This window comes from Pseudonocardia sp. 73-21, from assembly GCF_001899645.1.
Classification (GTDB): domain Bacteria; phylum Actinomycetota; class Actinomycetes; order Mycobacteriales; family Pseudonocardiaceae; genus Pseudonocardia.
In genome coordinates this window covers 1-25574 of sequence record NZ_MKVV01000075.1, presented here as the reverse complement: position 1 = coordinate 25574, position 25574 = coordinate 1, and the positions used below count along the sequence as shown (strand labels likewise).

Sequence of the window (25574 nt, the reverse complement as noted above, 5' to 3'; positions counted from 1 at the left end):
GATTCCGACGGCGGCTGCCGCGGCGACGATCGGTGCATGACCTCACCACTGAGCACCTCCACCGCCGTACCCGTCGGTGCCGTCCTGGTCTCCGCGATCGGCGCCCAGCTCGCCGACAACGCCGTGTTCTTCCTCCTGCCCCCGCTGGGCGTGCTCGCGCCGCTCAGCGGTCTGGTCGCGATCCTGCTCACCGTGGGCGGCGCCCGGTTCGTGACGCGGGGCCGCAGCGGCGCGGTGGTGGCCCGGACCGGTCTGGCCGTGGGTCTCACCTCGGCCGCGATCGGGCTCCTCGTCGGCGGCCTCGGCCTGGTGGCGATCCTGCTCGCCGGCGTCACCGTGGTGGCCGGCGTGGCGGGGGCCGTGGCCGGACGCCCGCGGGAGCTCACGAGTTGACGCTCATGCGACCTCCTCCAACAGCTCGTGCAGCCGGTGCCGGTCGATCGGCGCCACCGTGCTCCACCCGCCCGAGCCCGTCGTGCGGGTGAGCAGGTAGCGGCCGTCGGGACCGTCGAGGACGGCGAGGACGCCACCGCGGCGGCGGGCGACGCCGTTGCCGTCGACCTCCGTCGCGACGATCTGGGCCTGCCCCGGCCGGGCGGCCAGCATCGTGGCCAGGCGGGCGGCCTCGGGCCGGGCCACGCCGCGGGTGGTCAGCGCGATGCGCAGGCACGGACCGGGATCGGACAGCGCGGCCGTCAGCACCGCCGACGGGACCGTGCATGCCGTTCCGGGGCCCGGGCCGGCCCGGGGCAGCACACCCAGCACGGCCGCGGTCAGGGAGCCGCAGGGCTCGAGCGTGACGGTGGCGTCCTGCCGCACGGCGAGCACGCCGGCGTCGGACCCGCCGGCCGCCACCGCCCGCACCGCCCGCGGCCACGACGCCCTCAGCTCGAACCGCCGCCCCGGACCGGTGAGCAGACGCAGCAGCCGCACGGTCTCGGGATCGGGCCCCGACGGCGACACCAGCCCCCGTGCGCGCAGCGCCTGCCACCCGGCGCGCCGTACGTCGTGCCACCCGGGCGCCGCGCACCCCGGTGAGGGCAGCCGCAGCGCGACGGGCGTGGGCCCCGGCGCCAGCCGCTGCCACAGCGCGTCGAACTCGACGTCGGTGAGCACGCTCCGGGTCATGGCCCGACGGTAGGCCCGGCCCAGCGGGAAATCCGGCGAACGGGAGAACGGTTCGCACGTGCGAACGGCCGGTGCGCTGCAGCACACCGGCCGTTCGGGTCAGCTCGCCCGGGCCAGCGACCGGCAACCGGTCAGCGGGCACTGGGGTGTGGGGGTGAGCCGGTCGTACAGACCCGACTCGGCGGTGGTCGTGTCGAACGGCCACCGCCCGGTGAAGCGTTGGAGGTACCAGTACAGGAACAGGTAGTCGGGTTCCACCGTGTCGGTGACGAACACCGTCCCGCCCGGCAGATCGTCGATCCATCGGGTCAGGGCGGACATCGCGGTGGCAGGTGGGAGGCTCGCCCGGCGGGTGCAGAGCCAGTCCTCGGCCCGTCGCCTCCAGAGCTGGAGGGACGCGGGATGGAGGGTGGCGCCGGGGAGTTCACGCACGTTGGTGGTGAACGAGCCGATCGGGTCGCCGTCCGTCGTGTGGGCGACGGCGGTGACGGTGAGCAGGGAGTGGGGGCCGGGGATCGGCCCGTCGGTGTGGACGTGGGTGGTCACGAAGCTGGTGTCGGGGGGCATGACGGATCCTGGTCGCCGATGTGGATGGGGGCGTGTCCACGGCGCGGCTGAGCCAGCGTGGTGGACGGAGGAACCGGGCCCCGTGGGTGGTCACACGGGTGGCATCACTGCTGTTCCGCTATGCACTTGTCCAGCACGGTGCGGGTTGCTGTGGAAGAACCTGGCCCGAGGACGTTAAGTCGCTGTGTAGTCAGGAGTCAACTCATCCGTCGCCAACCGGCCCGCGACCATGATGTCGACCCGGCGCTCGCCGTCGACCCACGCCGAGCGCATCCGGCCCTCCACGGTGAACCCGCACTTCTCCGCGACCCGGCCCGACGCGTCGTTGCCGACACCCCACAGGTAGCTGACGCGCTGCAGCCCCAGCCCGCCGAAGCCGAACCGCAGCACGGCCCCGAGCGCGGTGGTGATCATGCCGCGACCGCGCGCCGCGGGCAGGGCCCAGCAGGCGGCCTCGGCGGTGCCCATCGCGAGGTCGACGGCGTCGAGCGAGACCTCGCCGAGCATCTCCCCGGTGGTCGGTTCGCAGACCGCCCACGTGTAGCGCTCGTCGCGGGACCAGTCGCGGGCGCGGCGCCGGATGTAGGCGTCGGCCTCGATGAGGTCGGGGGCGGGCCGGTGGCGCCAGCGGCGGATGTGCGGGTCGGCGCACGAGGCGACGACCGCGTGCCGGTCGTCGATCCGCTCGTCGGCCCGGAGGGCGCGCAGGTACCAGGCGCCCGCGTTGATCTCGACTGGGTCCATGGTCGGGGGTCGTGCGCGGATATCAGTGCCGGAACACCGTTATCCGCGCACGGGCGACGGCAGTCGCCTACTCCTTGATCTCGCAGATGACCGTGCCCTGGGAGATCGAGCTGCCGGTCTCGGCGGACAGGCCGGTGATCGTGCCGTCCTTGTGGGCGGTGACGGGGTTCTCCATCTTCATCGCCTCCAGCACGACGACCAGGTCGCCCGCGGAGACGGTGTCGCCGTCGGCCACGGCCACCTTGATGATCGTGCCCTGCATCGGCGCGGTGACCGCGTCACCGGAGACCTTGGCGCCGCCCTTGCCGCCGCCGCGCTTGCGCGGGGGAGCCTTCGCCGCCGTGGCACCGCCGCCCCCGCCCAGCGCGAGGTTGCCGGGCAGCGACACCTCGAGTCGCCGTCCCCCGACCTCGACGACGACGGTCTGCCGCTCGGCGGTCTCCTCGTCGGCGTCCGAGGCGCCCTCGAACGGCGGCACCTGGTTGTCCCACTCGGTCTCGATCCAGCGGGTGTGGACGGTGAACTCGTCGCTCGCGTACGCGGGGTCGGCGACCACGGCCCGGTGGAACGGCAGCACCGTGGCCATGCCCTCGACCTGGAACTCCGCCAGCGCGCGGCGCGAGCGCTCCAGTGCCTGCGCGCGGTCCGAGCCGGTGACGATCAGCTTGGCCAGCAGCGAGTCGAACTGCCCGCCGATCACCGAGCCGGTCTCCACACCGCCGTCGACGCGCACGCCCGGGCCGGCCGGGAAGCTGATCGCCGAGACCGTGCCGGGGGCGGGCAGGAAGCCGCGACCGGCGTCCTCGCCGTTGATGCGGAACTCGATGGAGTGCCCGCGCGGGGCGGGGTCCTCGAGCACGTTGAGCTCGAGGCCCTCGGCGATGCGGAACTGCTCGCGCACGAGGTCGAGCCCACTGGTCTCCTCCGAGACGGGGTGCTCCACCTGCAGGCGCGTGTTCACCTCGAGGAAGGTGATCAGCCCGTCCTGACCGACGAGGAACTCGACGGTGCCGGCGCCGTAGTAGCCGGCCTCCTTCACGATCGCCTTCGACGCGTCGTAGAGGGTCTTCGTCTGCTCCTCGGTGAGGAACGGCGCGGGCGCCTCCTCCACGAGCTTCTGGAAGCGCCGCTGCAGCGAGCAGTCGCGGGTGCCGACGACGATGGCGTTGCCGTGCTGGTCGGCCAGCACCTGCGTCTCGACGTGGCGGGGCTTGTCGAGGTAGCGCTCGACGAAGCACTCGCCGCGACCGAACGCGGCGGTGGCCTCGCGGACGGCCGACTCGTAGGCCTCCGTGATCTCCTTCTTCTCCCGCACGACCTTCATGCCGCGGCCGCCGCCACCGAAGGCCGCCTTGATGGCGACGGGCAGGCCGTGCTCCTCGGCGAACGCGATGACCTCGTCGGGGCCGGAGACCGGGTCGTTCGTGCCGGGCACCAGCGGCGCGCCCGCGCGGGTGGCGATGTGGCGGGCGGTGACCTTGTCACCGAGGTCGCGGATCGACTGCGGCGACGGCCCGATCCAGGTGATGTCCGCGTCGATCACGGCCTGCGCGAAGTCGGCGTTCTCGCTCAGGAAGCCGTAACCGGGGTGGATGCCGTCGGCCCCGGCCTGCCTGGCGGCGTCGATCAGCTTCGGGATGTCCAGGTAGGACTCGGCCGCGGTGGAGCCGCCGAGCGCGAACGCCTCGTCGGCGAGGCGGACGAAGGGCGCGTCGCGGTCGGGGTCGGCGTAGACGGCGACGCTGGTCAGACCCGCGTCCCGGCAGGCGCGGATGACGCGGACGGCGATCTCTCCGCGGTTCGCGATGAGAACCTTGGTCAGGCGCGGCACGGTCGGCCTCCTCATGGGTGCGCCCGGGAGCCCCGTGCTCCGGCGCGTGGTTACCGGGGAGTTTAGGCATGCCGGGGCGCCTCGGCCGACCTGGCCGGGTGTGGTGTAGCTGACCTCCGGGGCTACCTCCCCGTCCGCGGAGGAGCTTGACCGGTGTCGACGTGGGGCCGGAGAATCCCCCGATGGCGGTCTGGGATGTCGCCGCCCGCCCGGAGCGGGAGCAGTTCGGCTACTGGCACGAGGTGATCTGCCAGGCGTTCGTCCCCCTGACGCCCCGCCGGGCGGAGGCGGGCCCGGGGTTCGCCGCCCGCGTCGAGACCCGCCCGCTGCACGACCTGGTGCGCGCCCGCATCGACTCGCAGCCCCAGGAGACGGCCCACGGACCGCGCGAGGTGGCCCGCACCGACGGCGCCTACTTCTTCGTCAACCTGCAGCTCGCCGGACGCTGCCGCGCCCGGCAGGGCCGCACCGAGTCCGTGGTGGGCCCGGGCCGGTTCACCCTCGTCGACACCACCGAGCCCTACTGGTTCGACTTCGACGAGCCGTGGCGGATGGTGTCGTTCCGGCTGCCCCGCGACCTGCTGACGGCCCGTCTGGGCGGCGGGCGGCCTCCGCTCGGCGAGACGTTCGACGCGACGTGGGGCGCCGGGGGCGTGGTGGGGTCGCTGATGAGCGCCCTGTGGACGGTCGACCTGCCGGCCGGCTCGGCCGCGGCGCAGGAGCTGGAGCAGGCGTTCGCGTCGGCGGTGGTGGCCGCGACGGCCGGGGGTCCGGCGTTCGGCGAGCAGCCCCGTGCGCTGCTGCGCGCGGAGATCCTGCGGCACGTCCGCGGTCGGCTCGGGGACCCCTCGTTGTCGGTGTCGAGCGTGTGCCGCCGGTTCGGGATCTCCCCGCGCACCCTGCACGCCGCGTTCGCCGGCCACGAGCACACCTTCGCCGCCACCGTCCGGAGGATGCGGCTGGAGCGGTGCCGGACGGTGCTCGCCGATCCGGCGACGACCAGGACGATCACCGACGTCGCGGCCTCGGCGGGCTTCGCCGACGCGGCGTCGTTCAGCCGGGCGTTCCGGCGCGAGTTCGGCTGCACGCCGAGCGATGTGCGGGGCGCACGAACGGCCGCACGAACTGCACAGCCGTCGCGCGCGGAGGGACAAGACACCGCGGGCTGAGCCCGGGACGCTGGACGTCCCGAGCCGAGGAGTCCCCGTGTCCGTGTCGTTCTCCCTCTCGCCCGAGCAGGAGCAGCTCAAGCACGGCGCCCGCCGGTTCGCCGAGGCGAACCTGCGCGGTCTCGCCGACGCCGTGCGCGCCGAGCCCGATCCCCTGCGGCGGGCCGGCCTCGCGCGGCCGGTGTTCGAGAAGGCCGTGGAGGCGGGCTTCCTGAAGGGCTTCATCCCCGTGCCGTTCGGCGGGGCCGCCTCCAGCGGGGTCGACGCGGCGATCCTGATCGAGGAGTGGGCCGCGCACAGCCCCGACTTCGTGATCTCGATGGCCGGCCCGCTGATCGCGCTCGCCCCGGTCTACGAGGTGGGGACGCCCGAGCAGATCGCCCGCTTCGTCGCCCCGTTCCTCGCCGACCACGGCGCGCCCGTCGCGGCCATGGCCTACTCCGAACCCGGCGGCAGCGCGAACTTCGACGCGCCCGCCCCGGCGGAGGGCACCCGGACCACCGCCGTCCCCGACGGCGACCACTGGGTGATCAACGGGCGAAAGGCGTGGGCGTCGCACCTGCCCGGCTGGGACGGCGACGGTCCCGACGTCATGACGATCGTCTGCCGCACGCCCGGCGGGGTCTCGCTGGTCGTCGCCGAGCGGGAGCACCTCGCCGGTCACATCGAGGTGGAGCACGTCTACGACCTCCCCGGTCTCGCCGGGTGCCTGACCGCCCGGGTCACTCTGCGCGATGTCCGGGTACCGCGGGCGAACCTGCTGGGCGCCGAGGGCCAGGGCGTCGCTCTGACCCGCAACGCGTTCGTCGGCAGCGGCGCCTCGATCGGCACGTTCGCCGTGGCGGCGATGCGGCAGGCGTTCGACGTGGCCTACCGGTTCGCCGTCGCCGAGAAGCGGGGCGGCGCCGTGCCGATCATCGACCACCAGGCCGTCTCCGACGTCCTCGCCGACGCGAAGAGCCGCATCGAGGCCGTCCGGCTGCTGTCCTGGCGGGCCCTGGACGCCGCGTTGTCGCAGCACCCGTCGGCGCTCGAGTGGGCGTTGCACGCGAAGGTGTTCGGCTCTGCGACGGGCGTCGCCGTCATCACCGACCTCATGAACGTCGTCGGGGTGACGGCCTACGACCGGAACTTCCCGCTCCTGCGTCACCTCGACGAGGCGCTCGCCTACCCGGTGATCGAGGGGAGCAACGTCGGGGTCCGGCGCCGTCAGATGCAGGAACTCTTCCGCGGCGAGGGCTACGACCCGCTGTCCGCGTCCGGGATGAGCTGAGCCGCGGTCACGCCCCGACCTCGCGCGCCAGCCGTGCGAGGTAGCCCGCGAACCGCGTCCGGTCCTCCTGGCTCCAGGACGCGGTGAGCTCGACGAAGGTGCTCCGCTGCCAGTCCCGCGAGGAGCGGAGCAGCTCCTCGCCGGCCGGGGTGAGCGAGAGGACGGCGCGGCGCGCGTCCGTGCGGGCCCGGGTGCGCTGCAGGTAGCCGGCGTCGGCGGTGGCGGCCACCATCCGGCTGGCCCCCGAATGGTCCAGGCCCAGCTGGTGGGCGACGTCGCCGACCGTCGCCTCGGCGCCGGCGCGGACGGCGTCCAGGACGAGGACGTGCTGGGGCAGTGACGGACCGCCGGCCGCGATCCCGCGCGCCCACCGCCGCGACCAGAACCGGACCAGCCGGAACAGCGCCGGACCGCCGTCGTCCCCATCCATGCCGTGACCCTAGCAATCGGTGCGCATCGCACCTATATTGTGTGCGAATCGCACACACAGGGAGATGCTCATGATCGTCCTGAACCACACGATCGTCCGGGCCCGCGACAAGGACGCCTCGGCTCGCTTCCTCGCGGGGCTGCTCGGCCTCGACGTCGGCGAGCCGGTCGGACCGTTCACGCCGGTCCGCGTCAACGACGACCTCACGCTCGACTTCGACGAGCGCCAGGAGGTCGCGCCCGGGCATCTCGCGTTCCTCGTGGACGACACCACGTTCGACCGCCTGCTCGGGCGGCTCGGTCCGGAGGTCCCCTTCGGCTCCGGTCCCGGGAACGGCTGGGACCGCCGCACCAACGAGCTCGCCGGCGGCCGCGCGGTCTACGTGCGCGACCCCGACGGGCACAGCTACGAGTTCTTCACCGCCGTGCCCTCCTGAACGAGGAGCTCCTCCAGCGCGTCGGCCCCGCCGACCGCACCGTCGTGAGCGCGCAGCCTCGCCCCGACCGTCGCGGCGGCGGCGCGGTAACCGGGATCGGTCAGCAGATCGGTGACGGCGGCGGCGATCTCCCCGGGGCGGGCGCTCCTGCGCACGCTCCGGCCGGCCCCGGCGTCCTGCACGGCGCGCCCGACCATCGCGTGGTCGAGCAGGGGGTGCAGCGGCAGGACCAGCAGCGGCAGGTCGTGGGCCAGCGCCGCCATGGCCGTCGCGTGCCCGCCGTGGCTGATCACCAACGACGCGGACGGCATCAGCTCGCGGTGCGGCCGGTAGCGGAGGATCTCCGTGTTGGCCGCCGCGCGCAGCGAGCCCGGGTCCACCGCGGGCCCGGTGGTGACCACCACCCGCACCGGCAGTTCGGCCAGCGCGTCGACGACGCGTTGCACGGTGCTCGCGAGGTGCGGGTAGCCGACCGTACTGAGGCTGACGAGCACGGTCGGGTCGGCGGCTCCGGGGTCGGCCGGCGCGGCGCCGGGGACGACGGCCCCGGTGTGCCGGACGTTCCCCCGTAGTGGCGTTCCCGGGTCCAGCTGCCGGTCGGACGCGACGAGCAGGAGGTCGGCGAGACCCCACTCGCGCAGCGGCCGCCCCGCCCCGACCGCGGCCGCCGCCCCCATCGGGCCCCGGGCCCACGTCCGCAGGTAGCTCGTGAAGGTGTGGGCGAGCACCGCGGTCGGCCGCCCGGAACGGCGCGCGGCGCGGACGGCCGCGACGCTCAGGCAGTCGGCCACCACGAGGTCGGGGCCGGTGCACCGGATCTCGTCGGCGACATCGCGGCCGGGCCCCGGGTCGCCGAACAGGCGCATCGCGCGCACGGCCCCGGCCGGTCCGGACGGCGGCCGCAGCGGGTCCCACGGCCGTGCGCGCGTGTACGAGGCGGCGGTGAATCCCGCCTTCTCGAGCGCGGCCCGCTGTGTGCCGTAGCCGAGGAAGCGGACGTGGTGGCCGCGTCGCTGCAGCTCGGCCGCGATGCCCAGGGCGGGCGGGACGTTGCCGCCACCGTCCCAGGTGCAGAACAGGATGTCGGCCATCAGAGGCGTCCCTTCGGCGAGACGAGCAGGGCGGAGACCAGCGCGTGCATCCGGGAGGTCGTGGTGTCGCGGTCGTGCCCGGCGCCGTGGCGCAGCAGCGACCACGTGCCGATGTCGGTGGCGACGACGAGCAGGTCGAGCAGCTCCGCCGGGTCGGCGCTCGTCGCGAGCTGCGGGGCGAAGGTGGTGGCGACCCAGCGGCGGTGCACCGCCACCCCGTCGCGCACGACGGTGGCGACGTCCTCGTCGAAGCGGGCCTGGGCCAGCAGGCTCAGCACGAACGTGCCGCGGCGCTCGTAGTGGGCCACGATCACCGTCACAGCGGCACCGGCGTCACCGACGGGCGTGTCGCGCTCCTCGACCACCTCCGACGTGCCGTGCTCGCGCGCCGCGTCGAAGAGCCCGTCCCTGGTGCCGAAGTGCCGCAGGATCGTCTGCACGCTGACGCCGGCGCGTTCGGCCACGTCGGTGAGCACGATCTCCAGGCTGAGCTTCTCCTGCGCCAGCGCGAAGGTGGCGTCGAGGATCCGCGCGCGCGTGCGGGCGGTGGCCTCGGCGCGGGCGCTCTGCGTGTAGGGCCGCGTGGTTTTCATGACAGTGACCATTAACGTGAAATTGTGCGGTCACGTCAAGAGGTCAACGCCGGCCGAACCACCGTCGCGGGCCGCGGTGCGGGCGGGGGAGGCCCTGCCCGTCGTAGAACAGCCGGGACTCGGCGTCGTCGAGCTCCCCGGCGGCCCCGGGCGTCAGCTCGCCGCGGTCGCGCAGGGCGCGGGCCACGTCCCAGCCGTCGCACAGCGGCCCGAGCGACGGGTGGCCGGCGTGCACCTGGGCGAACGTCGGCGCCCAGTCCGGGCCGAGCGACGCGGCCAGCAGCGGCCAGTGCTTCGCGGCCTCGCCGGCCCGCTTGCGCAGCAGCGCCGCGCGGGTGGCGTCGAGGCGGGCGCCGTCGAACCCGGCCGGGTCGGACGTGCCCGTGACGAGCGCGGCGACGAGCTCGGCCTGCCGGGCGGCCAGCGACGTCGCCGGATCGGCGAACCCGGTCGGCCAGGCGGCGAACTCGCCGAGCGGAATGGCGAACTCGCCGGTTGGGGAGGCCGACCAGTTCGCACTCACGGCGCGACTCGTTCGCCCGCAGACCCCGACTCGCGGGGTTGCGGGTGGCCCGCGCTTCTCGCCACCGCCGTGAACTCCGCCCGCAGCTCCGCCGCCGGTGGGTAGCGGCCGTCGCGTTCCAGCATCACCGCGGGTGGGGCCGGCATCCGGGAGACCGTGTGTTCCAGCAGCGCCATGACCGCGTCGGGGACCGGGTCGGTGTGGGTGTCGTGGTAGAGCCCGTCCCGTTCCGAGCCGCCCGCCATGTGCAGGTAGGCCACGCGGTCGAGCGGCATCCGGTCGATCACCGCCCGCGCGTCCTGGCCGCGGTTGACGGCATTGGCGTGCACGTTGGCGACGTCGAGCAGCAGCAGCGTGCCGGTGCGCTCCAGCAGCTCGGTGAGGAAGTCGGGCTCGCTGAACTCGTCCTCGGGCCAGTCGAACAGCGCCGCGATCGGCTCCAGCGCCAACGGGACGTCCAGCTCGGCCTGCGTGCGCCGCACGTTCGCGGTGAGCACGCCGAGCGCCTCGCGGGTGCGGGGCAGCGGCAGCAGGTGGCCCGCCTCGTGCCCCCCGGCACGGACGAAGGACACGTGCTCGCTCACCAGCGGCGCCCCCACCGCGGCGGCGCACGCCGCCAGGTGCGTGACGCGCGCCGCCTCCACGGGTTCGGCTCCCCCCAACGAGAGCCGAACCCCGTGCGGGACCACCGCCACCCCCCGCTCCCGCAGCTCCGCCACCCCTCGAGGCGGAGTTGTGGGAGCGAGGGCCTCGGCGATGACCTCGCAGAACCGCAGGGCCGGGAGGTCGGCGACCACCCCGGCGATCTCGGGGCGCCAGCCGATGCCGGCGCCGCAGAGCAGGTCAGCCACCGCAGCCGCCCCCGCCGCAGCCGCCGCCACCACAGCTGCTCCCGCCCCCGGAGTCGCCGCTGCTGCAGCTCCCACCGTCGGAGGTGCTGCCCCCGCCGGCCGCGGCCGCCTTCTGGAGCGCCAGCTCGTCGGCGAACGCCGGGTCCGACGCCCAGAGCGCGCCGACCCCGAAGATCCCGACGCCCAGCGCCGCCGCGGCCGGGCCGTAGACCGCCCAGTCGGGCCGCATGGTGGGCGAGAGCGTGTGGTGGCGCTGGGCGAGCTCGTGCAGCGTGCGGTCGCCGAGCCGGGTACGTCGCGGGGCGCGGCCGAGCTGGACCAGCGCGACCACCACCACGCCGATCAGCGCGAACAGCAGGAACCCGGCCGGCTTGCCGTCGGCGGTGCCGGCCAGCAGCCGCACCAGCCCGAGGGCGGCCACCCCGAGCATCCAGAACCCCTGGCGCAGGATCCGGCTGCGCAGCTCGGGGGAGACGAGCAGGCCGGCGTCGACGAGACCGCTCTCGATGACCTTCAGCGCCGTCGCGACCGGCCCGTGGAACGGCAACCGGCGCCGGGCCACGGCGCTCCTGGTCGTGAGGTGGATCGCGTGCTCCAGGTCGTCGGCGCCCGGGTCGAGCCGGCCGATCGCCTGGACGCTGCCGCGCTGCGGGGCGATCGTGCCGCGCAGGTGCATCGCCGAGAGGGCCGAGGTGACGGCCAGCTCCGCGCCGCCGTTGAGGTAGGCGACGTCGTGCGGGTGGCCCGACAGGTCACCCGCGGTGTGGCGGGGCCGGGGATCGGCCAGCGCGCGCCGCGCCCGGGTGGTGGCCACCCATACGACGACGGCGATCACCAGGTACATGACGAGGAAGCCGGGGCCGCTGATGCCCCACGTGTCGCCTGCTGCTGCGAGAACCACCGGACACCTCCTGAGTCGTCCTTATGAGACGTCTCACAGTGTTGGGGGTCCACCCGCTCCAGGGAATGTTCTTCACCAGGACTTGAGGTTCGGTCAGCCGGTGGCCGCCCGCACCTGCTTCTTGATGCGCGAGAGCATCGCCGACATGCCGCGCAGGCGCAGCGGGCTCACGGCCTGGGCCAGCCCCAGCGCCACGTAGAAGTCGTCGGGCACCGCCAGCACCTCGGCGGCCGGCTCGCCGTCGAGGCCCGTGTGCATGATCGACGCGAAACCCCGGGTGGTGGGGGCCTCGGGCGGCGCGGAGAAGAACAGGTGCACGTGCTTGTCGTCGTCCACCTCGACCGCCAGGAACAGCGGCGACTGGCATTCGTGCACCTGTTCCATCGTGTCGGCGGCGTCGGCGTAGCGCTCGGGCAGCTCGGGCAGCTCCCGCGAGAGCTCCAGCAGCAGCTGGAGCCGGTCCTTGGGGCCGACCGCCGCGAAGTCCTCGACCAGCTCCTCCAGCTGAGGGGGGAGGCTCATGCCTGCCCGCGCTCCGCGCCCTGGACGATGGGCACGCGCACGGCGTTGCCCCACTCCGTCCAGCTGCCGTCGTAGTTGCGGACGTGCTCGAAGCCGAGCAGGTGGGTGAGCACGAACCACGTGTGGCTGGAGCGCTCGCCGATGCGGCAGTAGGCCACGACGTCGTCCGACGGCGAGAGCCCCTGCTCCTGCTCGTAGATGGCCGACAGGTCCTCGCGGGACTTGAACGTGGCGTCCTCGGCCGCGGCGCGGGCCCACGGCACGCTCGCGGCTCCCGGGATGTGGCCACCGCGGACGGCGCCCTCCTGCGGGTAGTCGGGCATGTGCAGCAGCTCGCCGGAGTACTCGCCGGGAGACCGCACGTCGACCAGCGGCTTGCCCAGGTGGGCGAGCACGTCGTCCTTGAACGCGCGGATCGCCGTGTCGTCGCGCTCCACCACCGGGTACTCGACGACCTCCGGCTTGGGCTGCTCGGTGGTCATCTCGCGGCCCTCGGCCACCCACTTGGCGCGCCCGCCGTCGAGGATGCGGACATCGGCGTGGCCGAACAGGCTGAACACCCACAGCGCGTAGGTGGCCCACCAGTTGTTGCGGTCGCCGTAGATGACGACGGTGGTGTCGCGGCCGATGCCGCGCTCCCCGCAGATCTCGGCGAAGCGGGCGCCGTCGACGTAGTCGCGGGTGACGGGGTCGTTGAGCTCGGTGTGCCAGTCGACCTTCACCGCGCCGGGGATGTGCCCGGTGTCGTAGAGCAGTACGTCCTCGTCGGACTCGACGACGACGAGCCCGGGAGTGCCCAGGTTGTCGGCGAGCCAGGGCGTGGTGACCAGGCGCTCGGGGTGGGCGTAGGCGGCGAGCTTCGGATCGGTGTCGTTCTGCAGAGCCATGCTCGCCAGATTAGTCCTGCCGTCGCGCGCGGCGCGCCGCGCGCGAATTCAACCCCGCCAGAGGTCCGTGACCGTCACGCCGACGCCCGCGAGGAGGCGGCGCAGCAGCGGCAGGCTCAGCCCGATGACGTTGGACGGGTCGCCGTCGATGCCCTCGACGAACCAGCCGCCCAGCCCGTCGAGGGTGAACGCGCCCGCCACGGCCAGGGGCTCACGGCTGGCGATGTAGGCATCCAGCTCGGCCTCGGTCGGCGACCCGAACCGGACGGCGGTGACCGCGTGGCCCTCGGCGACGCGGTCGATCCCGCCGTCGGCCATCAGCAGCACCGCGTGCCCGGTGACCAGCTCGCCCATACCTCCGGCCATGACGCTCCAGCGGCGCCGCACCTCGTGGGCGTCGGTGGGCTTGCCGACCAGCTCGTCGCCGATGTGGAGCATCGAGTCGCAGCCGATCACGAGCGCGTCGGGGTGGGTGCCGGCGATGCGGCGGGCGATCGTGGTGGCCTTGGCGCCGGCCAGCGTCGTGACCTTCTCGCCGGGCGAGGCGTGCGGGACGGACGCGAGCAGCGCCTCCTCGTCCAGGTCGGAGACCTCCACGAGCGGGTCGATGCCCGCCGCCCGCAGGATCCCGAGCCGGGCTGGGGAGGCCGAGGCCAGTACGACGCGCACGGCGCCCGACCCTACGGGGCCGGACGCCGTGATCAGCGGTGGGTCACCTCAGCTGCCGCCGCCGGCGAACCAGCCCGCGTCGCTGTGGATGCCCGGGCCGCGGCGGCCGCGGCCGAGTTCCGCGGCGACGACGACGGCCGCGAGGATCACCGGGACGACGATGATCCCGGTCATGGATCTCTCCTGCCCGGGAACGGAACGCTGAGGTCAGAGGCGGGCGGTGACCAGGTCGGCGGCCGAGCGGTCGCCCGCCCCGCCGCGGCGCGACCCGCGGGTGCGGCGACCGCCGTCCGACCGCGGGCCGAACTCGCCCAGCAGGGTGATCAGGATGATCAGCCCCACGACCACGAGGACCACTACCTTGATCATGATGTCCATCGGAGCCTCCTTTGTTCGTGATCCGAGTGTGGGTCGGGTCACGACGCGGGCTCCAGCTACTTGATCTGGATTTAGGGCCGTTTGATGGGGGTTTGATGTTCAGCCGGGGACGAGTCCGTGGCGGTAGGCGTAGCCCACGGCCTGGGCCCGGTCGCGCAGTCCGGCCTTGGCGAACAGCCGGTTGACGTGCGTCTTCACGGTCGCCTCGCTGACGACGAGCCGCCGGGCGATCTCGCCGTTCGACAGGCCCGCGGCGATGAGCCCGAGCACCTCGGCCTCGCGGGCGGTCAGCCCGTCCGGAGGGGCGGCGGGCGGGGCGGGGCCGGCCGCGACGAGCCGGGCCAGCGCGGCCGAGTCGATCGTCGACTGGCCGGCCGCGGCCGAGCGCAGCGCGTGGCCGATCGCCTCGGCGTCGGCGTCCTTGGACAGCCAGCCGACGGCGCCCGCGCGCAGCGCGTCGAGGACGGAGGCGTCGTCGGCGTAGGTGGTGAGCACGACCACGGCGACGGACGGGTGCTCGGCCCGCACCCGGCGGGTGGTCTCGACGCCGTCGCAGACGGGCATCCGCAGGTCGGTGAGCAGGACGTCGGGGGCGTGCTCGGCGACGAGGGCGAGGGCCCGCCCGCCGTCGGGGGCGGCGCCGACGACCTCGATGCCGGGCAGCAGCCCGAGCAGCGTGACGAGGCCCTCGCGGACGATGGTCTGGTCGTCGGCCAGGACGACGCGCAGGTCGGTCACCGGATCGTCAGCCGTACCCGCCATCCGTCCTCCATCGGTCCCGCGTCGAGCTGGGCCCCGGCCAGTGCGGCGCGCTCGGCCATCCCGACGAGACCGTAGCCGCCCTGCGCGGTGGCGGCCGGTGGTCCCGCGTGGTCGCGGACCTCCAGCTCCGTGGCGCCCTCGTGGTGCGACAGCCGCACCTCCACCGGCGCCCCGGGTGCGTGCTTGCGTACGTTGGAGAGCGCCTCCTGGGCGGTGCGCAGGATGGTCTCGTGGGCGGTGGCGTCGAGGGGGCCGGGTTCGCCGTCGATCTCGAGCGTGGCGGCGGGGGTGTCGTCCACGAGGGAGCGGAGCCCGGCTGCGAGGTCCACCGGCTCGGTCCGCAGCGCCGTGACGGCGCGCCGGGCCTCGGCCAGCCCGTCGGCGGCGAGGCGCTGGGCCCGTTCGATCTGGGCGACGGTGTCGGGCGGGGCGCCGTCGCGCAGCACCATCAGCCGGGCCCCCTGCAACTGCACGGCCAATGCCGAGAGCGAGTGGGCGAGCACGTCGTGCACGTCGCGGGCGATCCGGGCCCGCTCGGCCAGCGCGGCGGCCCTCGCGTGCTCCTCGGTGACGCGGGCGCCCGCCACGAGCGTCAGCTCCCGTTGCTCGGCCCGGCGCCGGCTCTCCCGGCGGCCCATCCCGAACAGCAGGATCGCGACGAGGCCCAGCAGGAGGACGGGGAGCCCCGCCGGCTCGGTGCGCAGCACCAGGAACACTCCGGTCCCGGTGCCGGCGGCGATCGCGACGGCGGCCGGCGCGGGCAGCCGGACCCCCGCGACGATCACCGCGTAGACGCAGAACGCCAGCGGCGTGGACCACGTCCCGACCGCGGCGAGGCACGCGGCCCCGGCCGCGGCGAGCACCACGGTCGCGGCCGGCCCCACCCACGGCGGGGAGTCGAGGTGGAGCCCGAGAACGGTCCAGGCGAGGCCCGCGACCGCGGCCGCGACGATCGCCGTGGCCAGGTGCTCGATGCGGGTGCCGTCCACGAACGTGGCCACCAGGATGATCGGCAACCAGATCAGGTTGCCGACGATCCGGAGGGGGCCCCGGTCCTCGGTCATCCGCCGAGTGTGACGCGTGTCCCGCTGCCGCGTCGATCCCCGGCGGGGCGGATCGGGCGGCCGTCGGCGCGGACGCGGGCGGCGAGTACGGCGTACTGGGTGGCGATGCTGACGCCGAACCCGAGCGTCAGGGTGGCGGTCGTCGCCGGTCCGGCCGACGTGCCCGCGGCGAGCACCGCGACCAGCACGCGCACGCCGATCGACACCGCCCAGAGCACCAGGCTCGGCACGCCCCCGCGGCGGTAGAGGTAGCCCTCGCGCAGGCTCAGCCGGATGGCGGCCCCGCGGACGGCGCCCAGCGCCGCGGTGAGCACCAGGTCACCGGCCACCACGAGCACGGCGAGCGTGCCCCAGCGGACGTCGGCCTGGACGGCCTGCACCAGCCCCCACACGACCAGGACCAGCGGCAGCACCATCGAGCGGCCCGGGGTGACGAACCGCCCGACGAACTGGCGGTAGATGATCCAGACCATCGCGGCGACGGTGATCAGGTAGGTGGAGAGCTCGGCGTTGTCCATGCCGTCGAGCGTGCTCGGATCGCGCCGGGGAATCGTCGGTCCGGGGGTGGGTCCCGGCCTCCACCCCGGGGTGGACTCATGCCGTGACGGTGACGCCCTTCCAGAACGCGTAGTGGTCCTTGATCTGCGCCGCGGCGTCCCTCGGCGTGGGGTAGACCCAGGCGGCGTCGGCGTTCTCGGTGCCGTCGACCACGAGCGTCTTGTAGCTCGCGGTGCCCTTCCACGGGCAGACGGTGGTCGTCGCGGAGTCGCGCAGGTACTCCGCCTTCACCGAATCGGCGGGGAAGTAGTGGTTGTTCTCGACGACGACGGTGGCGTCACTCTCGGCGATGACGACGCCGTTCCAGATGGCCTTCATGCGAGCGATCCTGCCCCTGTTCCGACCGCGCCGCGCGTGGACGTCACCGAACCGTTCGCACCCGCGTCAGCGGGGCAGGGTCGAGGCCCGCCAGGCGCCGGGGCCGGGGGTCAGCGGTGTGCGCAGCCGTGGCTCGCTCCAGGCGCTGCGTGGCTTCGGCGCCGGCGCGTCGCCCCCGGCGCCCGCGACCGCGGCCAGCGTCACGGTGAGGGCGGCGAGCTCCTCGGCGGTGGGGTCACCGCGGACCACGCGGAACAGGGCGCGGCGCTCCTCGGGTGTGGTGTCTCCGTCGGTCACGACAGCCTCCCTACGGGTCGGTCGTGCGCGGAAATCAGTGCCAGGGCACCGATTTCCGCGCACGGGCGGCGGAGCCGCACTACTACAGCGGGATGTTCCCATGCTTACGAGCAGGAACGGCCTCGCGCTTGGTGGCGAGCGTCCGCAGCGCACGACCCACGTAACCCCGGGTGTGCGACGGCGGGATCACCCCGTCGATGTAGCCGCGGTCGGCCGCGATGTAGGGGTTGGCGAGGGTGTCCTCGTAGTCCTGCTGCAGCTCGGCGCGCTTGGCGGCGAGCTCGTCGCCCTCGAGCGCCGCGAGCTCCTTGCGGTAGAGGATACTCACCGCGCCCGCGGCGCCGGTGACGGCGATCTGGGCGGTGGGCCACGCGATGTTGATGTCGGCGCCGAGGTGCTTGGAGCCCATCACGTCGTACGCGCCGCCGTAGGCCTTGCGCGTGATGACCGTGACCAGCGGGACGGTGGCCTCGGCGTAGGCGTAGATCAGCTTGGCGCCGCGGCGGATGATGCCGTTCCACTCCTGCTCGGTGCCGGGCAGGAAGCCGGGGACGTCGACGAACGTGACCACCGGGATGTTGAACGCGTCGCAGGTGCGCACGAAGCGCGCGGCCTTCTCGGAGGCGTCGATGTCGAGGCAGCCGGCGAACTGGGTGGGCTGGTTGGCCACCACCCCGACCGACTTGCCCTCGATCCGGCCGTAGCCCACCACGATGTTGGGCGCGAACAGCTCGTGCACCTCGAGGAACTCGCCCTCGTCGACGACGCGGGTGATCACCTCGCGGATGTCGTAGGGGGTGTTCGGCGAGTCGGGCACGAGCGTGTCGAGCTCGAGGTCGGTGTCGGTGAGGTCGTCGGCGATCGAGCCCGCGGTGGGCTCCGGCGCCGGGTAGGACGGCGGCTCGGAGAGGTTGTTGCTGGGCAGGTAGCTCAGCAGCTCCTTGACATACGAGATCGCGTCCTCCTCGTCGCTGCCGTTGTAGTGCGCGACGCCGGACTTCGAGTTGTGGGCGCGGCCGCCGCCGAGCTCCTCCATCTCCACGTCCTCGCCCGTGACGGTCTTGATCACGTCCGGGCCGGTGATGAACATGTTGCTGGTGCCGTCGACCATGACGATGAAGTCGGTGAGCGCGGGGGAGTACACCGCGCCGCCCGCCGACGGGCCCATCACCAGTGAGATCTGCGGGATCACGCCGGAGCTGCGGACGTTGCGCACGAAGATCTCGCCGTAGAGGCCGAGCGCGACCACGCCCTCCTGGATCCGCGCGCCGCCGCCGTCGTTGATGCCGATCATCGGGATGCCGGTCTTGAGGGCCAGGTCCATGACCTTGACGATCTTCTCGCCGTAGACCTCGCCGAGCGCCCCGCCGAACACGGTGGCGTCCTGGCTGAACACGGCGACCTGGCGGCCGTCGATGGTGCCGGTGCCCGTGACGACGCCGTCACCGAACGGGCGCTTGGCGTCCATGCCGAAGTTCGTGGAGCGGTGCCGCGTCAGCGCGTCGATCTCGACGAACGACCCGGGGTCGAGCAGCTGGTCGATGCGCTCGCGGGCGGTCTGGCGGCCCTTGGCGTGCTGGCGCTCGACGGCCGCCTCGGTGCCGGCGTGCACCGCGTCCTCCGTGCGCCGGTGGAGGTCGGCGAGCTTGCCTGCAGTCGTGTGGATGTCGGGCTCGGCGTCCGGCAGCGGCTCCGTTGCAGCACTCATGGCCCGGGAGCCTAACCCGCCGGTAACCGCCCGGGTGGGCGTACCTGAGCGGTCTGCGTCACGCTCCCGTCGCGCGCCCGGCGACGGAGGCCGCCCGTCCGTCGCTCCAGGTGCGCTCCTGGGCCGCTGAGGGGCACGGTGCGGCGTGGCCGCCGGTAGCGTCCCGCGGCATGAACCGGACGACCCGGCCGCTCGATCCCGAGGGACTGCGCGCGGCGCTGCTCGGGACCTGGGCCCAGGTCGACGTCGTGGAGTCCACGGGCTCGACCAACGCGGACCTGCTGGCCGCGGCCCTCGCAGGCGCCCCCGACCGCACCGTGCTGGTGGCCGAGCACCAGGAGGCGGGCCGCGGGCGGCTCACCCGGTCATGGGTCTCGCCGCCCGGCTCCGGCCTCACGGTCAGCGTGCTGTTGCGGCCCACGGGAGTGCCCGCGTCGCGGTTCGGGTGGCTGCCGCTGCTCACCGGCCTGGCGCTGCTCGACACCGTCCGGGGGTTCGGTCTCACCACGGCCGGCCTGAAGTGGCCCAACGACCTCCTGGTCGGTCCCGCGCAGCGCAAGGCGGCGGGCATCCTCGCCGAGGTCGCCGATCCCACGAAGCCGGCGATCGTCGTCGGCATCGGGCTCAACGTGGGCTCCGCCCCGACCGACCAGGCGGGGGCCACCTCGCTGGCGGCCGAGGGGGTGGACGTCGACCGCGCCGAGGTGCTGGTGGCGCTGCTGACCCACCTCGCCGCGCGCGAACAGGCCTGGCGCGACGGCCGGGGCGACCCCGACGTCACCCGCCTGCGCGCCGACTACCGGGCGGGCTGCGCGAGCCTGGGCGCCGAGGTCCGCGTCGAGCTGCCGGGCGGCACCGTCCACACCGGCATCGCCGAGGACGTCGACCGCGACGGGCGGCTGCTGCTGCTCGACCCGGCCGGGCACCGGCGCGCGGTCGCCGCCGGGGACGTGGTGCACGTCCGTCCGGCCGACTGAGCTGCTGGACGGCGCGGTCGGGAGGCGGGACCATCCCGACCCTGCGACCAGCGAGGACGTTCCGGGCAGCGGTGCTGCGCACGTGCCTGCCGGCCGCCGGTTGCGGTGTTCCGCCGCCGTCCGGTTCGGGCGAGGCGCCCGGGGCCGGCGGCGGGCGCCGACCTACCCGGAGGCCGACCTCGCCGCGCTGGACACCGGGGCCGCAGTTCCCGGCCGACGCCCGGCCCACCGCCGACTCCGGGGCCGGCCGCCCCGGGGAGCCGGCCGCCCCGGGGAGCCGGCGGCGCCGGGACGAGCCGGTCGCGCCGGAGCCCGCATCGGCGGTCGTGGTGGGCGTGCGGTCCGTCGCGGTGGGAGCCGCGCCGACCGCCGCGGGGCCCGGATGCGCGGTGGCGGCCGTGGGACGCAACGCCGAGTACACGGTGCCACTGGCGGCGCCGTGGGGAGGTCGGGTACTGCGGGGAGTGGACGGGGTGGACCCCACACCGGTGCTGGCGGTCGTGCCCGGCTGATCGGGCGCTACCGTGACGCCGTGGCCTATCCGGACGATCTCCTCGTCGCCGGCGAGCAGATCGTCATGCACAAGCACCCGCACTGGAAGATGCTCGTGGTGCCGGTGGTCGTGCTGCTGGTGGTCGTCGCGCTGGGTGCGTTCCTGGCCGCGCTGGTGCGGGCCCAGCCCTGGGCGCCCTGGGGGTGGCTCGCGATCGCGGTGGTGGGGCTCGGGCTGATCGGCCGGTTCACGCTGTGGCCCGTGCTGCGCTGGCGCACCACGCACTTCGTGGTCACCACGCGCCGGGTGCTGATCCGGGAGGGTGTGCTGTCGCGGCAGGGCATCGACATCCCGATGAGCCGCATCAACAGCGTGCAGTTCCGGCACACGATCGTCGAACGCATGCTCGGCTGCGGCACCCTGGTCATCGAGTCGGCGTCGGACGAGCCGCTGGAGTTCGACGACGTGCCGGGCGTGGAACGCGTGCACGCGCTGCTGTACCAGGAGGTGGCCGATGAATCCTAGGAAGCTCCCGACGGTGGTTCCGGCCGCCGACCTGCCGTCGGAGATCACGATCTACGAGGTCGGCGCGCGCGACGGGCTGCAGAACGAGTCCACCGTGGTGCCCGTCGAGGTGAAGGTCGAGTTCCTGGACCGGCTCGCCGACGCGGGCCTGACCACGTTGGAGGCCACCAGCTTCGTGCACCCGAAGTGGGTGCCGCAGCTCGCCGACGCCGAGGACCTGCTGCGCCGCCTCGCCCGTCGCCCCGGGCTGGACTACCCGGTGCTCGTGCCCAATGACCGCGGCCTCGACCGCGCGCTCGCCGCCGGCGTCGGGCACATCGCGATCTTCGCCAGCGCCACCGAGACGTTCGCGAAGCGCAACCTCAACCGCACCCTCGACGAGCAGTTCGCGATGTTCGCGCCCGTGGTCACCCGCGCCCGCGCGGAGGGGCTGCGCGTGCGCGGCTACGTCTCGATGTGCTTCGGCGACCCGTGGGAGGGCGCCGTCGCCCCCGACCAGGTGGCCGCCGTCGGGCGCCGGCTGGTGGACATGGGCTGCGGCCAGCTCTCGCTGGGTGACACGATCGGCACCGGCACCCCCGGCCACGTCGACGCCGTCCTGGACGCCTGCGTCGACGGCGGCGTGCCGGTCAACCAGCTCGCCGTCCACTTCCACGACACGTTCGGCCAGGCGCTGTCCAACACGCTCGCCGCGCTGCGGAAGGGCGTCACCACCGTCGACGCGAGCGCGGGCGGGCTGGGCGGCTGCCCCTATGCGGAGTCGGCCACCGGCAACCTCGCCACCGAGGACCTCGTCTGGATGCTCGACGGGCTCGGCGTCGCGCACGGGGCCGACCTGGACGCGCTCGTCGCGACCAGCACGTGGATGGCGGAGCGGCTGGGCCGCCCCTCCCCGTCGCGGGTGGTGCGGGCCCTCGGCGGCTGAGTTCTCGTGATCTCCCTCGGAACGGCAGCGCCGTACGGCACACTTCTCCTATGGCCATGCCGCTGCATCGAGGGCTGATGACGCTCGAGGAGTTCGACGCGCTGCCCGAGGACAACTCGGCGCACTACGAACTACAGGAAGGCGTTCTCGTGATGTCGCCGAGGGCTGCCCGCCGGCACCAGCAGGCACTGGTCGAGCTTGCTCTGCAGGTCCGCGAACAGATCCCCGACGGATGGGACTGTGTGATCGACTTCGAGGTGATCCTCCGCAGTGAGAGCCCCGTGATCCTCCGTGCCCCTGATCTGGTCGTCGTACCGTCCGACGGGCCGCAGAACCGGGTCACAGCGGAAGAGGTGCGGCTCGCTGTCGAGATCATCTCGCCCGGCACACGCAACGTCGACATGCACCTCAAGTCGTTCGAGTACGCGGACGCCGGGATCCCGAACTACTGGGTGATCGATCTCGATCCACCGCTGCCCACGATCACGGTGTTCGGCCTCGGCGCCCCGGGCGACGGGTACCGCGAGAGCCAGAACGCCACCGGCGAGCTCGTCGTCACCGAGCCCTTCCCGCTGCGCATCGACATCGACGCCCTCGTCGCCCGCCGCGGGGCCTGAGCTACCGGCCGGCCACCGCCCGGGAGCGCTCCAGGGCGTGCTCCACCAGCGTGACGAGCGTGGCCAGGCACGAGCCGGGGTCGCGGGCGTCCATCCGCACCACCGGGGTGTCGGCCGCGAGCGCCAGCGCGTCGTGCACGGCCTCCCGGCTGAACGTCTCGGTGCGCGGAAACCCGTTCACCGCCACGACGAACGGCACACCGCGGTTCTCGAAGTAGTCCACCGCGGCGAAGCAGTCGTCCACCCGGCGCAGGTCCACGAGCACCACGGCGCCGACCGAGCCGCGGGCGAGCTCGTCCCACATGAACCAGAACCGGTCCTGCCCGGGCGTGCCGAACAGGTAGAGGATCAGGGCGTCGTCGACGGTGATGCGGCCGAAGTCCATGGCGACGGTGGTGGTCCGCTTGTCCGGCACCGCCGAGACGTCGTCGATGCCGATCGAGGCGGTCGTCATCGACTCCTCGGTCAGCAGCGGCGGGATCTCCGACAGCGCACGCACGAGCGTCGTCTTGCCCACCCCGAATCCGCCGGCCACGACGATCTTCAACGGGATGGGGCCCTGGTCACCGGGCACGGAGACCCTCCAACAGTCGGCTCAGCACCTCGGGCGGCGGGCTACCGTCGACCGAGGCGGGTGCGGGGGCGTGCACGATCAGGTAGCCGGCGTCGGCCAGGTCGCTGACCAGCACCCGGGCCACCCCGACGGGGACGCCCAGCTCGGCCCCGATCTCCACCAGCGACAGCGGTCGTGACGCGCGCACGACGATGGAGCGGTACTCGGGCTGCAGGTCGCCGGTGAACTGGCCCGTGGCCGTCACGAGGGACTCGATCGGCAGGTCGTGTCCGGCCGACCGGGTGCGACCGCCCGTGACCGCGTACACCGGGACCACCCGGCCCCCGCCTCCTGTCTCCTTCACCGGTGCGTCCGCACCCCCGGCGCCAGCGCGTGGCCGACGCGGGACGCGAGCATCGTCATCTCGTAACCGACCAACCCGATGTTGCAGCGCCGGTCGGCGTGCACGGCCAGCGTCGCGCCCACGTCGAGCGCGGTGACGAACAGGTAGCCGCGGCCCATCTCCAGGATCGTCTGGGTGACCGGCCCCGCGTCGAGCAGGGCGGCGGTGCCGCGGGCCAGGCTCACCAGCCCCGACGCGGCCGCGGAGAGCTGGTCGCCGCGGGCCTCCGGCATCCCCGGTGAGGTGGCGAGCCGGAGCCCGTCGGCGGAGACGACCACGGCGTCCAGCACGCCGGCGGTGTCGCGGACGAACTCCGCCACCAGCCAGTCGAGGGAGCCCGGGCTCATCGGCCGTCCTCAGCGATCGCGCGGGCCCGGCTGGCCTGGTAGCGCGACAGCGCGCTCGCCGACTCGGCGGTGGCCGGTGCGGCGGCAGCGGCGATGGGCGCCGGCACGCGCAGCTCGGCGGCCAGGTGGGACTGCGGCACGCGGCGGCGCAGCCCGCCCACGGACGGCTCCTCCGCCGGCCGCCCGCTGCGGGGCGCCGGAGGAGCCGTCGTGGGTGGCGGCTCGTGGGCGTCGAAGAGGCCCGCCGGCGCGCTGTCCGACATCGAGTGCGCCGCCGGGGCTCCGGGCGCGACCGGTCGGGGCCCGGGCACCGGCCCGGCCGCGTGCTCCCACCAGCCGGGCCACCGGCCCTCCTGCCCGGCCGGGTGGGTGGTCGGCTGGTTCCCGGGCCGCACCCGCCGGGTCACGATCTCCGGCTCCCCGTGCCCTGATTCCCCGTGCCCTGATTCCCCGTGCCCTCCGCCGACGAACGACGGGACGCGGATGTCGCGTGCCGGCGGGGTGACGGCGGCCGGACGGCGGGGGGCGGGGACCGGGCGGAGAGCGGCCGTGGCGTCGCCCCGGGGGTGCTGCGCCGGCACCGGCGGATCGGTGGCGGCGACGAACAGGTCGGCCGGCAGGACGACGACGGCCGTGATCCCCGAGCCCGGGGTGGGGCCGAGCGAGACCTGCACCCCGTGCCGCGCGGCGAGGCGGGCGACGACGTGGAACCCGAGCCGCTGCGACACCGACAGGTCCACCTCGGGCGGGGTCGCGAGCAGGGTGTTGGCCGCGGCCAGGTCCTCGGCGGGCATCCCGATGCCCCAGTCCTCGACGGTGACGACGTAGCCGCCCTGGTCGGTGCGGCGGGGCCGGGCCCGCAGCGTGACCGTGGTGTCGGGCGGGGAGAACCGCACGGCGTTCTCGGTCAGCTCCGCGAGCAGGTGGGTCAGGTCGACGACGGTGTGGCCGGCGACGGCGGTCCGCTCGTCGACGACGAACACCACGCGGTCCAGGTCCTCGGTCTCGGCGATCGCGGCCCGCAGCACGTCCCGCAGCGGGACCGGCTCGCTCCAGGTGCGCGGCGGCTTCTCGCCCGACAGGACCAGCAGGTTCTCCGCATTGCGGCGCACCCGGGTGGCCAGGTGGTCGAGCGTGAACAGCTCGGCCAGCGCGTCCGGGTCGCGCTCGGAGTCCTCGAGCTGGTTGATGATGTCGAGCTGGCGGTGGAGCAGGCTCTGGTTGCGCCGGGCCAGGTTCGTCAGCAGGTCCGACGTGAACTGGCGACGTCCGATCTCGGCCTCGGCCAGCCGCCGCGAGAGCGCGTCCTTCTCGTTCTGGGACTCCTCGGTGAACCTCCAGAACAAGGTCATCCCGACGCAGGCGAACAGGACCGCGATTCCGTGGATCAACGACCACAGCCAGGGGTTCGCCTGCCCCGCGCTGTCACCGAAGATCAGCGTGTGCTGCCAGAGCGACCCGATTCCGTGGCTGATCACCACAAAGAGGATGTTGAACAGAAAAGGGGCCCAGTCCTGGTAGAGGGCGATGAAGCCGATGATGATGAAGAAGTGGAAGTGGGCCTCGATGGTGCCGCCGGTGATCGCCACCAATGTGGTTGAGCAGTACACCAGTCCGAATGTGACGATCACGGCTGCCGTGCGCCGGTAGTGACGCGATGCGTGTCCGACGAGGACGCAGATCAGGGGCGGCGCCAGCACGATTCCCATGGTCAGGGCCCCGCGACCCACGGCGAGACCGAATATCGCCAGTGCCGGGACGTGCAGTCCGAGCAACCACAGCAGAAGTCGGTGGCGGCGCTGCCAGTCCTTCTCGTCGAGTGAGTACCCGTGCGGCAGGACGTCGAGAAGCCATTTCCACATCGTGATCTGCACCATTTCGGGGAGCCGGTGTGACGAGAGCGGCGACACTACAACGCTTTGTCGGCGGGTGAACAACCGGCTACGGATCGCGATATGGATTACGGGCTCTTCCGGAAATGGAGTGCGGCTGAGGGCGTGATCGACCGCGGGAGCGGGGTCGTGTCGCTGCGCT

At 73.7% G+C, this 25574-nt stretch carries 33 protein-coding genes; 8 read left to right on the top strand and 25 right to left on the bottom strand.

What is annotated here, in order from left to right:
- Positions 1-36 precede the first annotated feature (36 nt).
- Entirely contained in the window at positions 37-393 is a 357-nt protein-coding gene (locus BGP03_RS23635) for a hypothetical protein (RefSeq protein ID WP_296367324.1), read from the top strand.
- Positions 394-396: 3 nt separating this feature from the next.
- On the opposite strand, the gene BGP03_RS23630 is transcribed toward BGP03_RS23635, so the two are convergent.
- The 4 genes from BGP03_RS23630 to BGP03_RS23615 all read right to left on the bottom strand — a co-directional run bounded on the left by BGP03_RS23630 (position 397) and on the right by BGP03_RS23615 (position 4285).
- Positions 397-1128, bottom strand: a complete 732-nt coding sequence (locus BGP03_RS23630) for an ESX secretion-associated protein EspG (protein ID WP_298797489.1) — start codon at positions 1126-1128, stop codon at positions 397-399.
- A 99-nt stretch (positions 1129-1227) separates the two neighbouring features.
- Entirely contained in the window at positions 1228-1695 is a 468-nt protein-coding gene (locus BGP03_RS23625; RefSeq protein ID WP_296367327.1) for a hypothetical protein, read from the bottom strand.
- Positions 1696-1869: 174 nt separating this feature from the next.
- Entirely contained in the window at positions 1870-2439 is a 570-nt protein-coding gene (locus tag BGP03_RS23620; protein WP_296367329.1) for a GNAT family N-acetyltransferase, read from the bottom strand.
- 67 nt (positions 2440-2506) lie between these two features.
- On the bottom strand, positions 2507-4285 hold the full coding sequence (locus BGP03_RS23615; RefSeq protein ID WP_298797488.1) for an acetyl/propionyl/methylcrotonyl-CoA carboxylase subunit alpha: 1779 nt from the start codon (positions 4283-4285) through the stop codon (positions 2507-2509).
- 167 nt (positions 4286-4452) lie between these two features.
- Here BGP03_RS23615 and BGP03_RS23610 point away from each other — a divergent pair, with 167 nt between their 5' ends.
- Complete coding sequence (locus BGP03_RS23610) at positions 4453-5439, top strand: helix-turn-helix domain-containing protein (protein ID WP_296367332.1); 987 nt, start codon at positions 4453-4455, stop codon at positions 5437-5439.
- Between the two features lie 37 nt (positions 5440-5476).
- Entirely contained in the window at positions 5477-6712 is a 1236-nt protein-coding gene (locus BGP03_RS23605) for an acyl-CoA dehydrogenase family protein (protein ID WP_298797487.1), read from the top strand.
- 7 nt (positions 6713-6719) lie between these two features.
- On the opposite strand, the gene BGP03_RS23600 is transcribed toward BGP03_RS23605, so the two are convergent.
- Positions 6720-7142, bottom strand: a complete 423-nt coding sequence (locus BGP03_RS23600) for a MarR family winged helix-turn-helix transcriptional regulator (RefSeq protein ID WP_296367336.1) — start codon at positions 7140-7142, stop codon at positions 6720-6722.
- Positions 7143-7212: 70 nt separating this feature from the next.
- Between BGP03_RS23600 and BGP03_RS23595 the strand changes: the two genes are divergently transcribed.
- On the top strand, positions 7213-7578 hold the full coding sequence (locus BGP03_RS23595) for a VOC family protein (RefSeq protein WP_296367338.1): 366 nt from the start codon (positions 7213-7215) through the stop codon (positions 7576-7578).
- On the opposite strand, the gene BGP03_RS23590 is transcribed toward BGP03_RS23595, so the two are convergent.
- From BGP03_RS23590 to BGP03_RS23515, 16 genes are all read right to left on the bottom strand, one after another.
- Positions 7548-8669: a glycosyltransferase gene (locus tag BGP03_RS23590; protein WP_298797486.1), complete on the bottom strand. Its 1122-nt coding sequence runs from the start codon at positions 8667-8669 to the stop codon at positions 7548-7550. The genes BGP03_RS23595 and BGP03_RS23590 overlap by 31 nt on opposite strands.
- On the bottom strand, positions 8669-9262 hold the full coding sequence (locus BGP03_RS23585; protein ID WP_296367342.1) for a TetR/AcrR family transcriptional regulator: 594 nt from the start codon (positions 9260-9262) through the stop codon (positions 8669-8671). Before BGP03_RS23585 ends, BGP03_RS23590 begins: the two co-directional genes overlap by 1 nt.
- Positions 9263-9305: 43 nt before the next feature.
- Positions 9306-9785 carry a hypothetical protein gene (locus tag BGP03_RS23580; RefSeq protein WP_298797485.1) on the bottom strand — a complete coding sequence of 160 codons (480 nt, stop codon included), beginning with the start codon at positions 9783-9785 and terminating at the stop codon, positions 9306-9308.
- Positions 9782-10636: a DUF692 domain-containing protein gene (locus tag BGP03_RS23575; RefSeq protein ID WP_298797484.1), complete on the bottom strand. Its 855-nt coding sequence runs from the start codon at positions 10634-10636 to the stop codon at positions 9782-9784. The genes BGP03_RS23580 and BGP03_RS23575 overlap by 4 nt, the downstream gene beginning before the upstream one ends.
- On the bottom strand, positions 10629-11537 hold the full coding sequence (locus tag BGP03_RS23570; RefSeq protein ID WP_298797483.1) for a TIGR04222 domain-containing membrane protein: 909 nt from the start codon (positions 11535-11537) through the stop codon (positions 10629-10631). Before BGP03_RS23570 ends, BGP03_RS23575 begins: the two co-directional genes overlap by 8 nt.
- A gap of 93 nt (positions 11538-11630) precedes the next feature.
- The gene (locus BGP03_RS23565; protein ID WP_296367351.1) at positions 11631-12059 is read right to left on the bottom strand and encodes a SufE family protein; all 429 of its coding nucleotides are present in this window, start codon (positions 12057-12059) and stop codon (positions 11631-11633) included.
- The gene (locus BGP03_RS23560; protein ID WP_296367352.1) at positions 12056-12946 is read right to left on the bottom strand and encodes a sulfurtransferase; all 891 of its coding nucleotides are present in this window, start codon (positions 12944-12946) and stop codon (positions 12056-12058) included. Before BGP03_RS23560 ends, BGP03_RS23565 begins: the two co-directional genes overlap by 4 nt.
- A 48-nt stretch (positions 12947-12994) precedes the next feature.
- The gene (locus BGP03_RS23555; RefSeq protein WP_296367354.1) at positions 12995-13615 is read right to left on the bottom strand and encodes a nucleoside triphosphate pyrophosphatase; all 621 of its coding nucleotides are present in this window, start codon (positions 13613-13615) and stop codon (positions 12995-12997) included.
- A gap of 48 nt (positions 13616-13663) precedes the next feature.
- Positions 13664-13789 (bottom strand): hypothetical protein, encoded by a 126-nt coding sequence (locus BGP03_RS23550; RefSeq protein WP_296367356.1) that lies wholly within the window; start codon positions 13787-13789, stop codon positions 13664-13666.
- A 33-nt stretch (positions 13790-13822) separates the two neighbouring features.
- The gene (locus BGP03_RS23545) at positions 13823-13993 is read right to left on the bottom strand and encodes a hypothetical protein (protein ID WP_296367358.1); all 171 of its coding nucleotides are present in this window, start codon (positions 13991-13993) and stop codon (positions 13823-13825) included.
- A gap of 99 nt (positions 13994-14092) precedes the next feature.
- Entirely contained in the window at positions 14093-14755 is a 663-nt protein-coding gene (locus BGP03_RS23540; protein ID WP_298797482.1) for a response regulator transcription factor, read from the bottom strand.
- Complete coding sequence (locus BGP03_RS23535; protein ID WP_298797481.1) at positions 14728-15819, bottom strand: histidine kinase; 1092 nt, start codon at positions 15817-15819, stop codon at positions 14728-14730. The genes BGP03_RS23540 and BGP03_RS23535 overlap by 28 nt, the downstream gene beginning before the upstream one ends.
- A complete protein-coding gene (locus BGP03_RS23530) occupies positions 15816-16337 on the bottom strand; it encodes a hypothetical protein (RefSeq protein ID WP_296367364.1) in 522 nt (173 codons plus the stop codon). The genes BGP03_RS23535 and BGP03_RS23530 overlap by 4 nt, the downstream gene beginning before the upstream one ends.
- 76 nt (positions 16338-16413) lie before the next feature.
- The gene (locus BGP03_RS23525) at positions 16414-16695 is read right to left on the bottom strand and encodes a DUF427 domain-containing protein (protein ID WP_296367366.1); all 282 of its coding nucleotides are present in this window, start codon (positions 16693-16695) and stop codon (positions 16414-16416) included.
- A gap of 66 nt (positions 16696-16761) precedes the next feature.
- Positions 16762-16992 carry an acyl-CoA carboxylase subunit epsilon gene (locus tag BGP03_RS23520; RefSeq protein ID WP_296367367.1) on the bottom strand — a complete coding sequence of 77 codons (231 nt, stop codon included), beginning with the start codon at positions 16990-16992 and terminating at the stop codon, positions 16762-16764.
- 82 nt (positions 16993-17074) lie between these two features.
- The gene (locus BGP03_RS23515; RefSeq protein ID WP_298797478.1) at positions 17075-18700 is read right to left on the bottom strand and encodes an acyl-CoA carboxylase subunit beta; all 1626 of its coding nucleotides are present in this window, start codon (positions 18698-18700) and stop codon (positions 17075-17077) included.
- A 170-nt stretch (positions 18701-18870) separates the two neighbouring features.
- Here BGP03_RS23515 and BGP03_RS23510 point away from each other — a divergent pair, with 170 nt between their 5' ends.
- The 4 genes from BGP03_RS23510 (at position 18871) to BGP03_RS23495 (ending at position 22237) form a co-directional block, all read left to right on the top strand.
- On the top strand, positions 18871-19677 hold the full coding sequence (locus BGP03_RS23510; RefSeq protein WP_298797476.1) for a biotin--[acetyl-CoA-carboxylase] ligase: 807 nt from the start codon (positions 18871-18873) through the stop codon (positions 19675-19677).
- A 532-nt stretch (positions 19678-20209) separates the two neighbouring features.
- Complete coding sequence (locus tag BGP03_RS23505; protein ID WP_296367375.1) at positions 20210-20695, top strand: PH domain-containing protein; 486 nt, start codon at positions 20210-20212, stop codon at positions 20693-20695.
- The gene (locus BGP03_RS23500; protein WP_298797467.1) at positions 20685-21620 is read left to right on the top strand and encodes a hydroxymethylglutaryl-CoA lyase; all 936 of its coding nucleotides are present in this window, start codon (positions 20685-20687) and stop codon (positions 21618-21620) included. Before BGP03_RS23505 ends, BGP03_RS23500 begins: the two co-directional genes overlap by 11 nt.
- Positions 21621-21676: 56 nt before the next feature.
- Complete coding sequence (locus BGP03_RS23495) at positions 21677-22237, top strand: Uma2 family endonuclease (protein ID WP_296367379.1); 561 nt, start codon at positions 21677-21679, stop codon at positions 22235-22237.
- Position 22238: 1 nt separating this feature from the next.
- On the opposite strand, the gene BGP03_RS23490 is transcribed toward BGP03_RS23495, so the two are convergent.
- From BGP03_RS23490 to BGP03_RS23475, 4 genes are read right to left on the bottom strand one after another with little or no spacing between them, the layout of a single operon-like run.
- A complete protein-coding gene (locus tag BGP03_RS23490; protein WP_296367381.1) occupies positions 22239-22811 on the bottom strand; it encodes an ATP/GTP-binding protein in 573 nt (190 codons plus the stop codon).
- Positions 22801-23154 (bottom strand): DUF742 domain-containing protein, encoded by a 354-nt coding sequence (locus tag BGP03_RS23485; RefSeq protein ID WP_296367383.1) that lies wholly within the window; start codon positions 23152-23154, stop codon positions 22801-22803. The genes BGP03_RS23490 and BGP03_RS23485 overlap by 11 nt, the downstream gene beginning before the upstream one ends.
- Positions 23151-23540: a roadblock/LC7 domain-containing protein gene (locus tag BGP03_RS23480; RefSeq protein WP_298797461.1), complete on the bottom strand. Its 390-nt coding sequence runs from the start codon at positions 23538-23540 to the stop codon at positions 23151-23153. The genes BGP03_RS23485 and BGP03_RS23480 overlap by 4 nt, the downstream gene beginning before the upstream one ends.
- Entirely contained in the window at positions 23537-25402 is a 1866-nt protein-coding gene (locus BGP03_RS23475) for an ATP-binding protein (RefSeq protein WP_299737503.1), read from the bottom strand. The genes BGP03_RS23480 and BGP03_RS23475 overlap by 4 nt, the downstream gene beginning before the upstream one ends.
- Between the last annotated feature and the right edge of the window lie 172 nt (positions 25403-25574).

Coding starts and splice junctions, on each gene's coding strand:
- BGP03_RS23635 (WP_296367324.1), top strand. CDS start 37: ATGACCTCACCACTGAGCACCTCCACCGCCGTACCCGTCGGTGCCGTC.
- BGP03_RS23630 (WP_298797489.1), bottom strand. CDS start 1,128: ATGACCCGGAGCGTGCTCACCGACGTCGAGTTCGACGCGCTGTGGCAG.
- BGP03_RS23625 (WP_296367327.1), bottom strand. CDS start 1,695: ATGCCCCCCGACACCAGCTTCGTGACCACCCACGTCCACACCGACGGG.
- BGP03_RS23620 (WP_296367329.1), bottom strand. CDS start 2,439: ATGGACCCAGTCGAGATCAACGCGGGCGCCTGGTACCTGCGCGCCCTC.
- BGP03_RS23615 (WP_298797488.1), bottom strand. CDS start 4,285: ATGAGGAGGCCGACCGTGCCGCGCCTGACCAAGGTTCTCATCGCGAAC.
- BGP03_RS23610 (WP_296367332.1), top strand. CDS start 4,453: ATGGCGGTCTGGGATGTCGCCGCCCGCCCGGAGCGGGAGCAGTTCGGC.
- BGP03_RS23600 (WP_296367336.1), bottom strand. CDS start 7,142: ATGGATGGGGACGACGGCGGTCCGGCGCTGTTCCGGCTGGTCCGGTTC.
- BGP03_RS23595 (WP_296367338.1), top strand. CDS start 7,213: ATGATCGTCCTGAACCACACGATCGTCCGGGCCCGCGACAAGGACGCC.
- BGP03_RS23590 (WP_298797486.1), bottom strand. CDS start 8,669: ATGGCCGACATCCTGTTCTGCACCTGGGACGGTGGCGGCAACGTCCCG.
- BGP03_RS23585 (WP_296367342.1), bottom strand. CDS start 9,262: ATGAAAACCACGCGGCCCTACACGCAGAGCGCCCGCGCCGAGGCCACC.
- BGP03_RS23565 (WP_296367351.1), bottom strand. CDS start 12,059: ATGAGCCTCCCCCCTCAGCTGGAGGAGCTGGTCGAGGACTTCGCGGCG.
- BGP03_RS23560 (WP_296367352.1), bottom strand. CDS start 12,946: ATGGCTCTGCAGAACGACACCGATCCGAAGCTCGCCGCCTACGCCCAC.
- BGP03_RS23550 (WP_296367356.1), bottom strand. CDS start 13,789: ATGACCGGGATCATCGTCGTCCCGGTGATCCTCGCGGCCGTCGTCGTC.
- BGP03_RS23545 (WP_296367358.1), bottom strand. CDS start 13,993: ATGGACATCATGATCAAGGTAGTGGTCCTCGTGGTCGTGGGGCTGATC.
- BGP03_RS23540 (WP_298797482.1), bottom strand. CDS start 14,755: ATGGCGGGTACGGCTGACGATCCGGTGACCGACCTGCGCGTCGTCCTG.
- BGP03_RS23535 (WP_298797481.1), bottom strand. CDS start 15,819: ATGACCGAGGACCGGGGCCCCCTCCGGATCGTCGGCAACCTGATCTGG.
- BGP03_RS23530 (WP_296367364.1), bottom strand. CDS start 16,337: ATGGACAACGCCGAGCTCTCCACCTACCTGATCACCGTCGCCGCGATG.
- BGP03_RS23525 (WP_296367366.1), bottom strand. CDS start 16,695: ATGAAGGCCATCTGGAACGGCGTCGTCATCGCCGAGAGTGACGCCACC.
- BGP03_RS23515 (WP_298797478.1), bottom strand. CDS start 18,700: ATGAGTGCTGCAACGGAGCCGCTGCCGGACGCCGAGCCCGACATCCAC.
- BGP03_RS23510 (WP_298797476.1), top strand. CDS start 18,871: ATGAACCGGACGACCCGGCCGCTCGATCCCGAGGGACTGCGCGCGGCG.
- BGP03_RS23500 (WP_298797467.1), top strand. CDS start 20,685: ATGAATCCTAGGAAGCTCCCGACGGTGGTTCCGGCCGCCGACCTGCCG.
- BGP03_RS23495 (WP_296367379.1), top strand. CDS start 21,677: ATGCCGCTGCATCGAGGGCTGATGACGCTCGAGGAGTTCGACGCGCTG.
- BGP03_RS23480 (WP_298797461.1), bottom strand. CDS start 23,540: ATGAGCCCGGGCTCCCTCGACTGGCTGGTGGCGGAGTTCGTCCGCGAC.
- BGP03_RS23475 (WP_299737503.1), bottom strand. CDS start 25,402: ATGTGGAAATGGCTTCTCGACGTCCTGCCGCACGGGTACTCACTCGAC.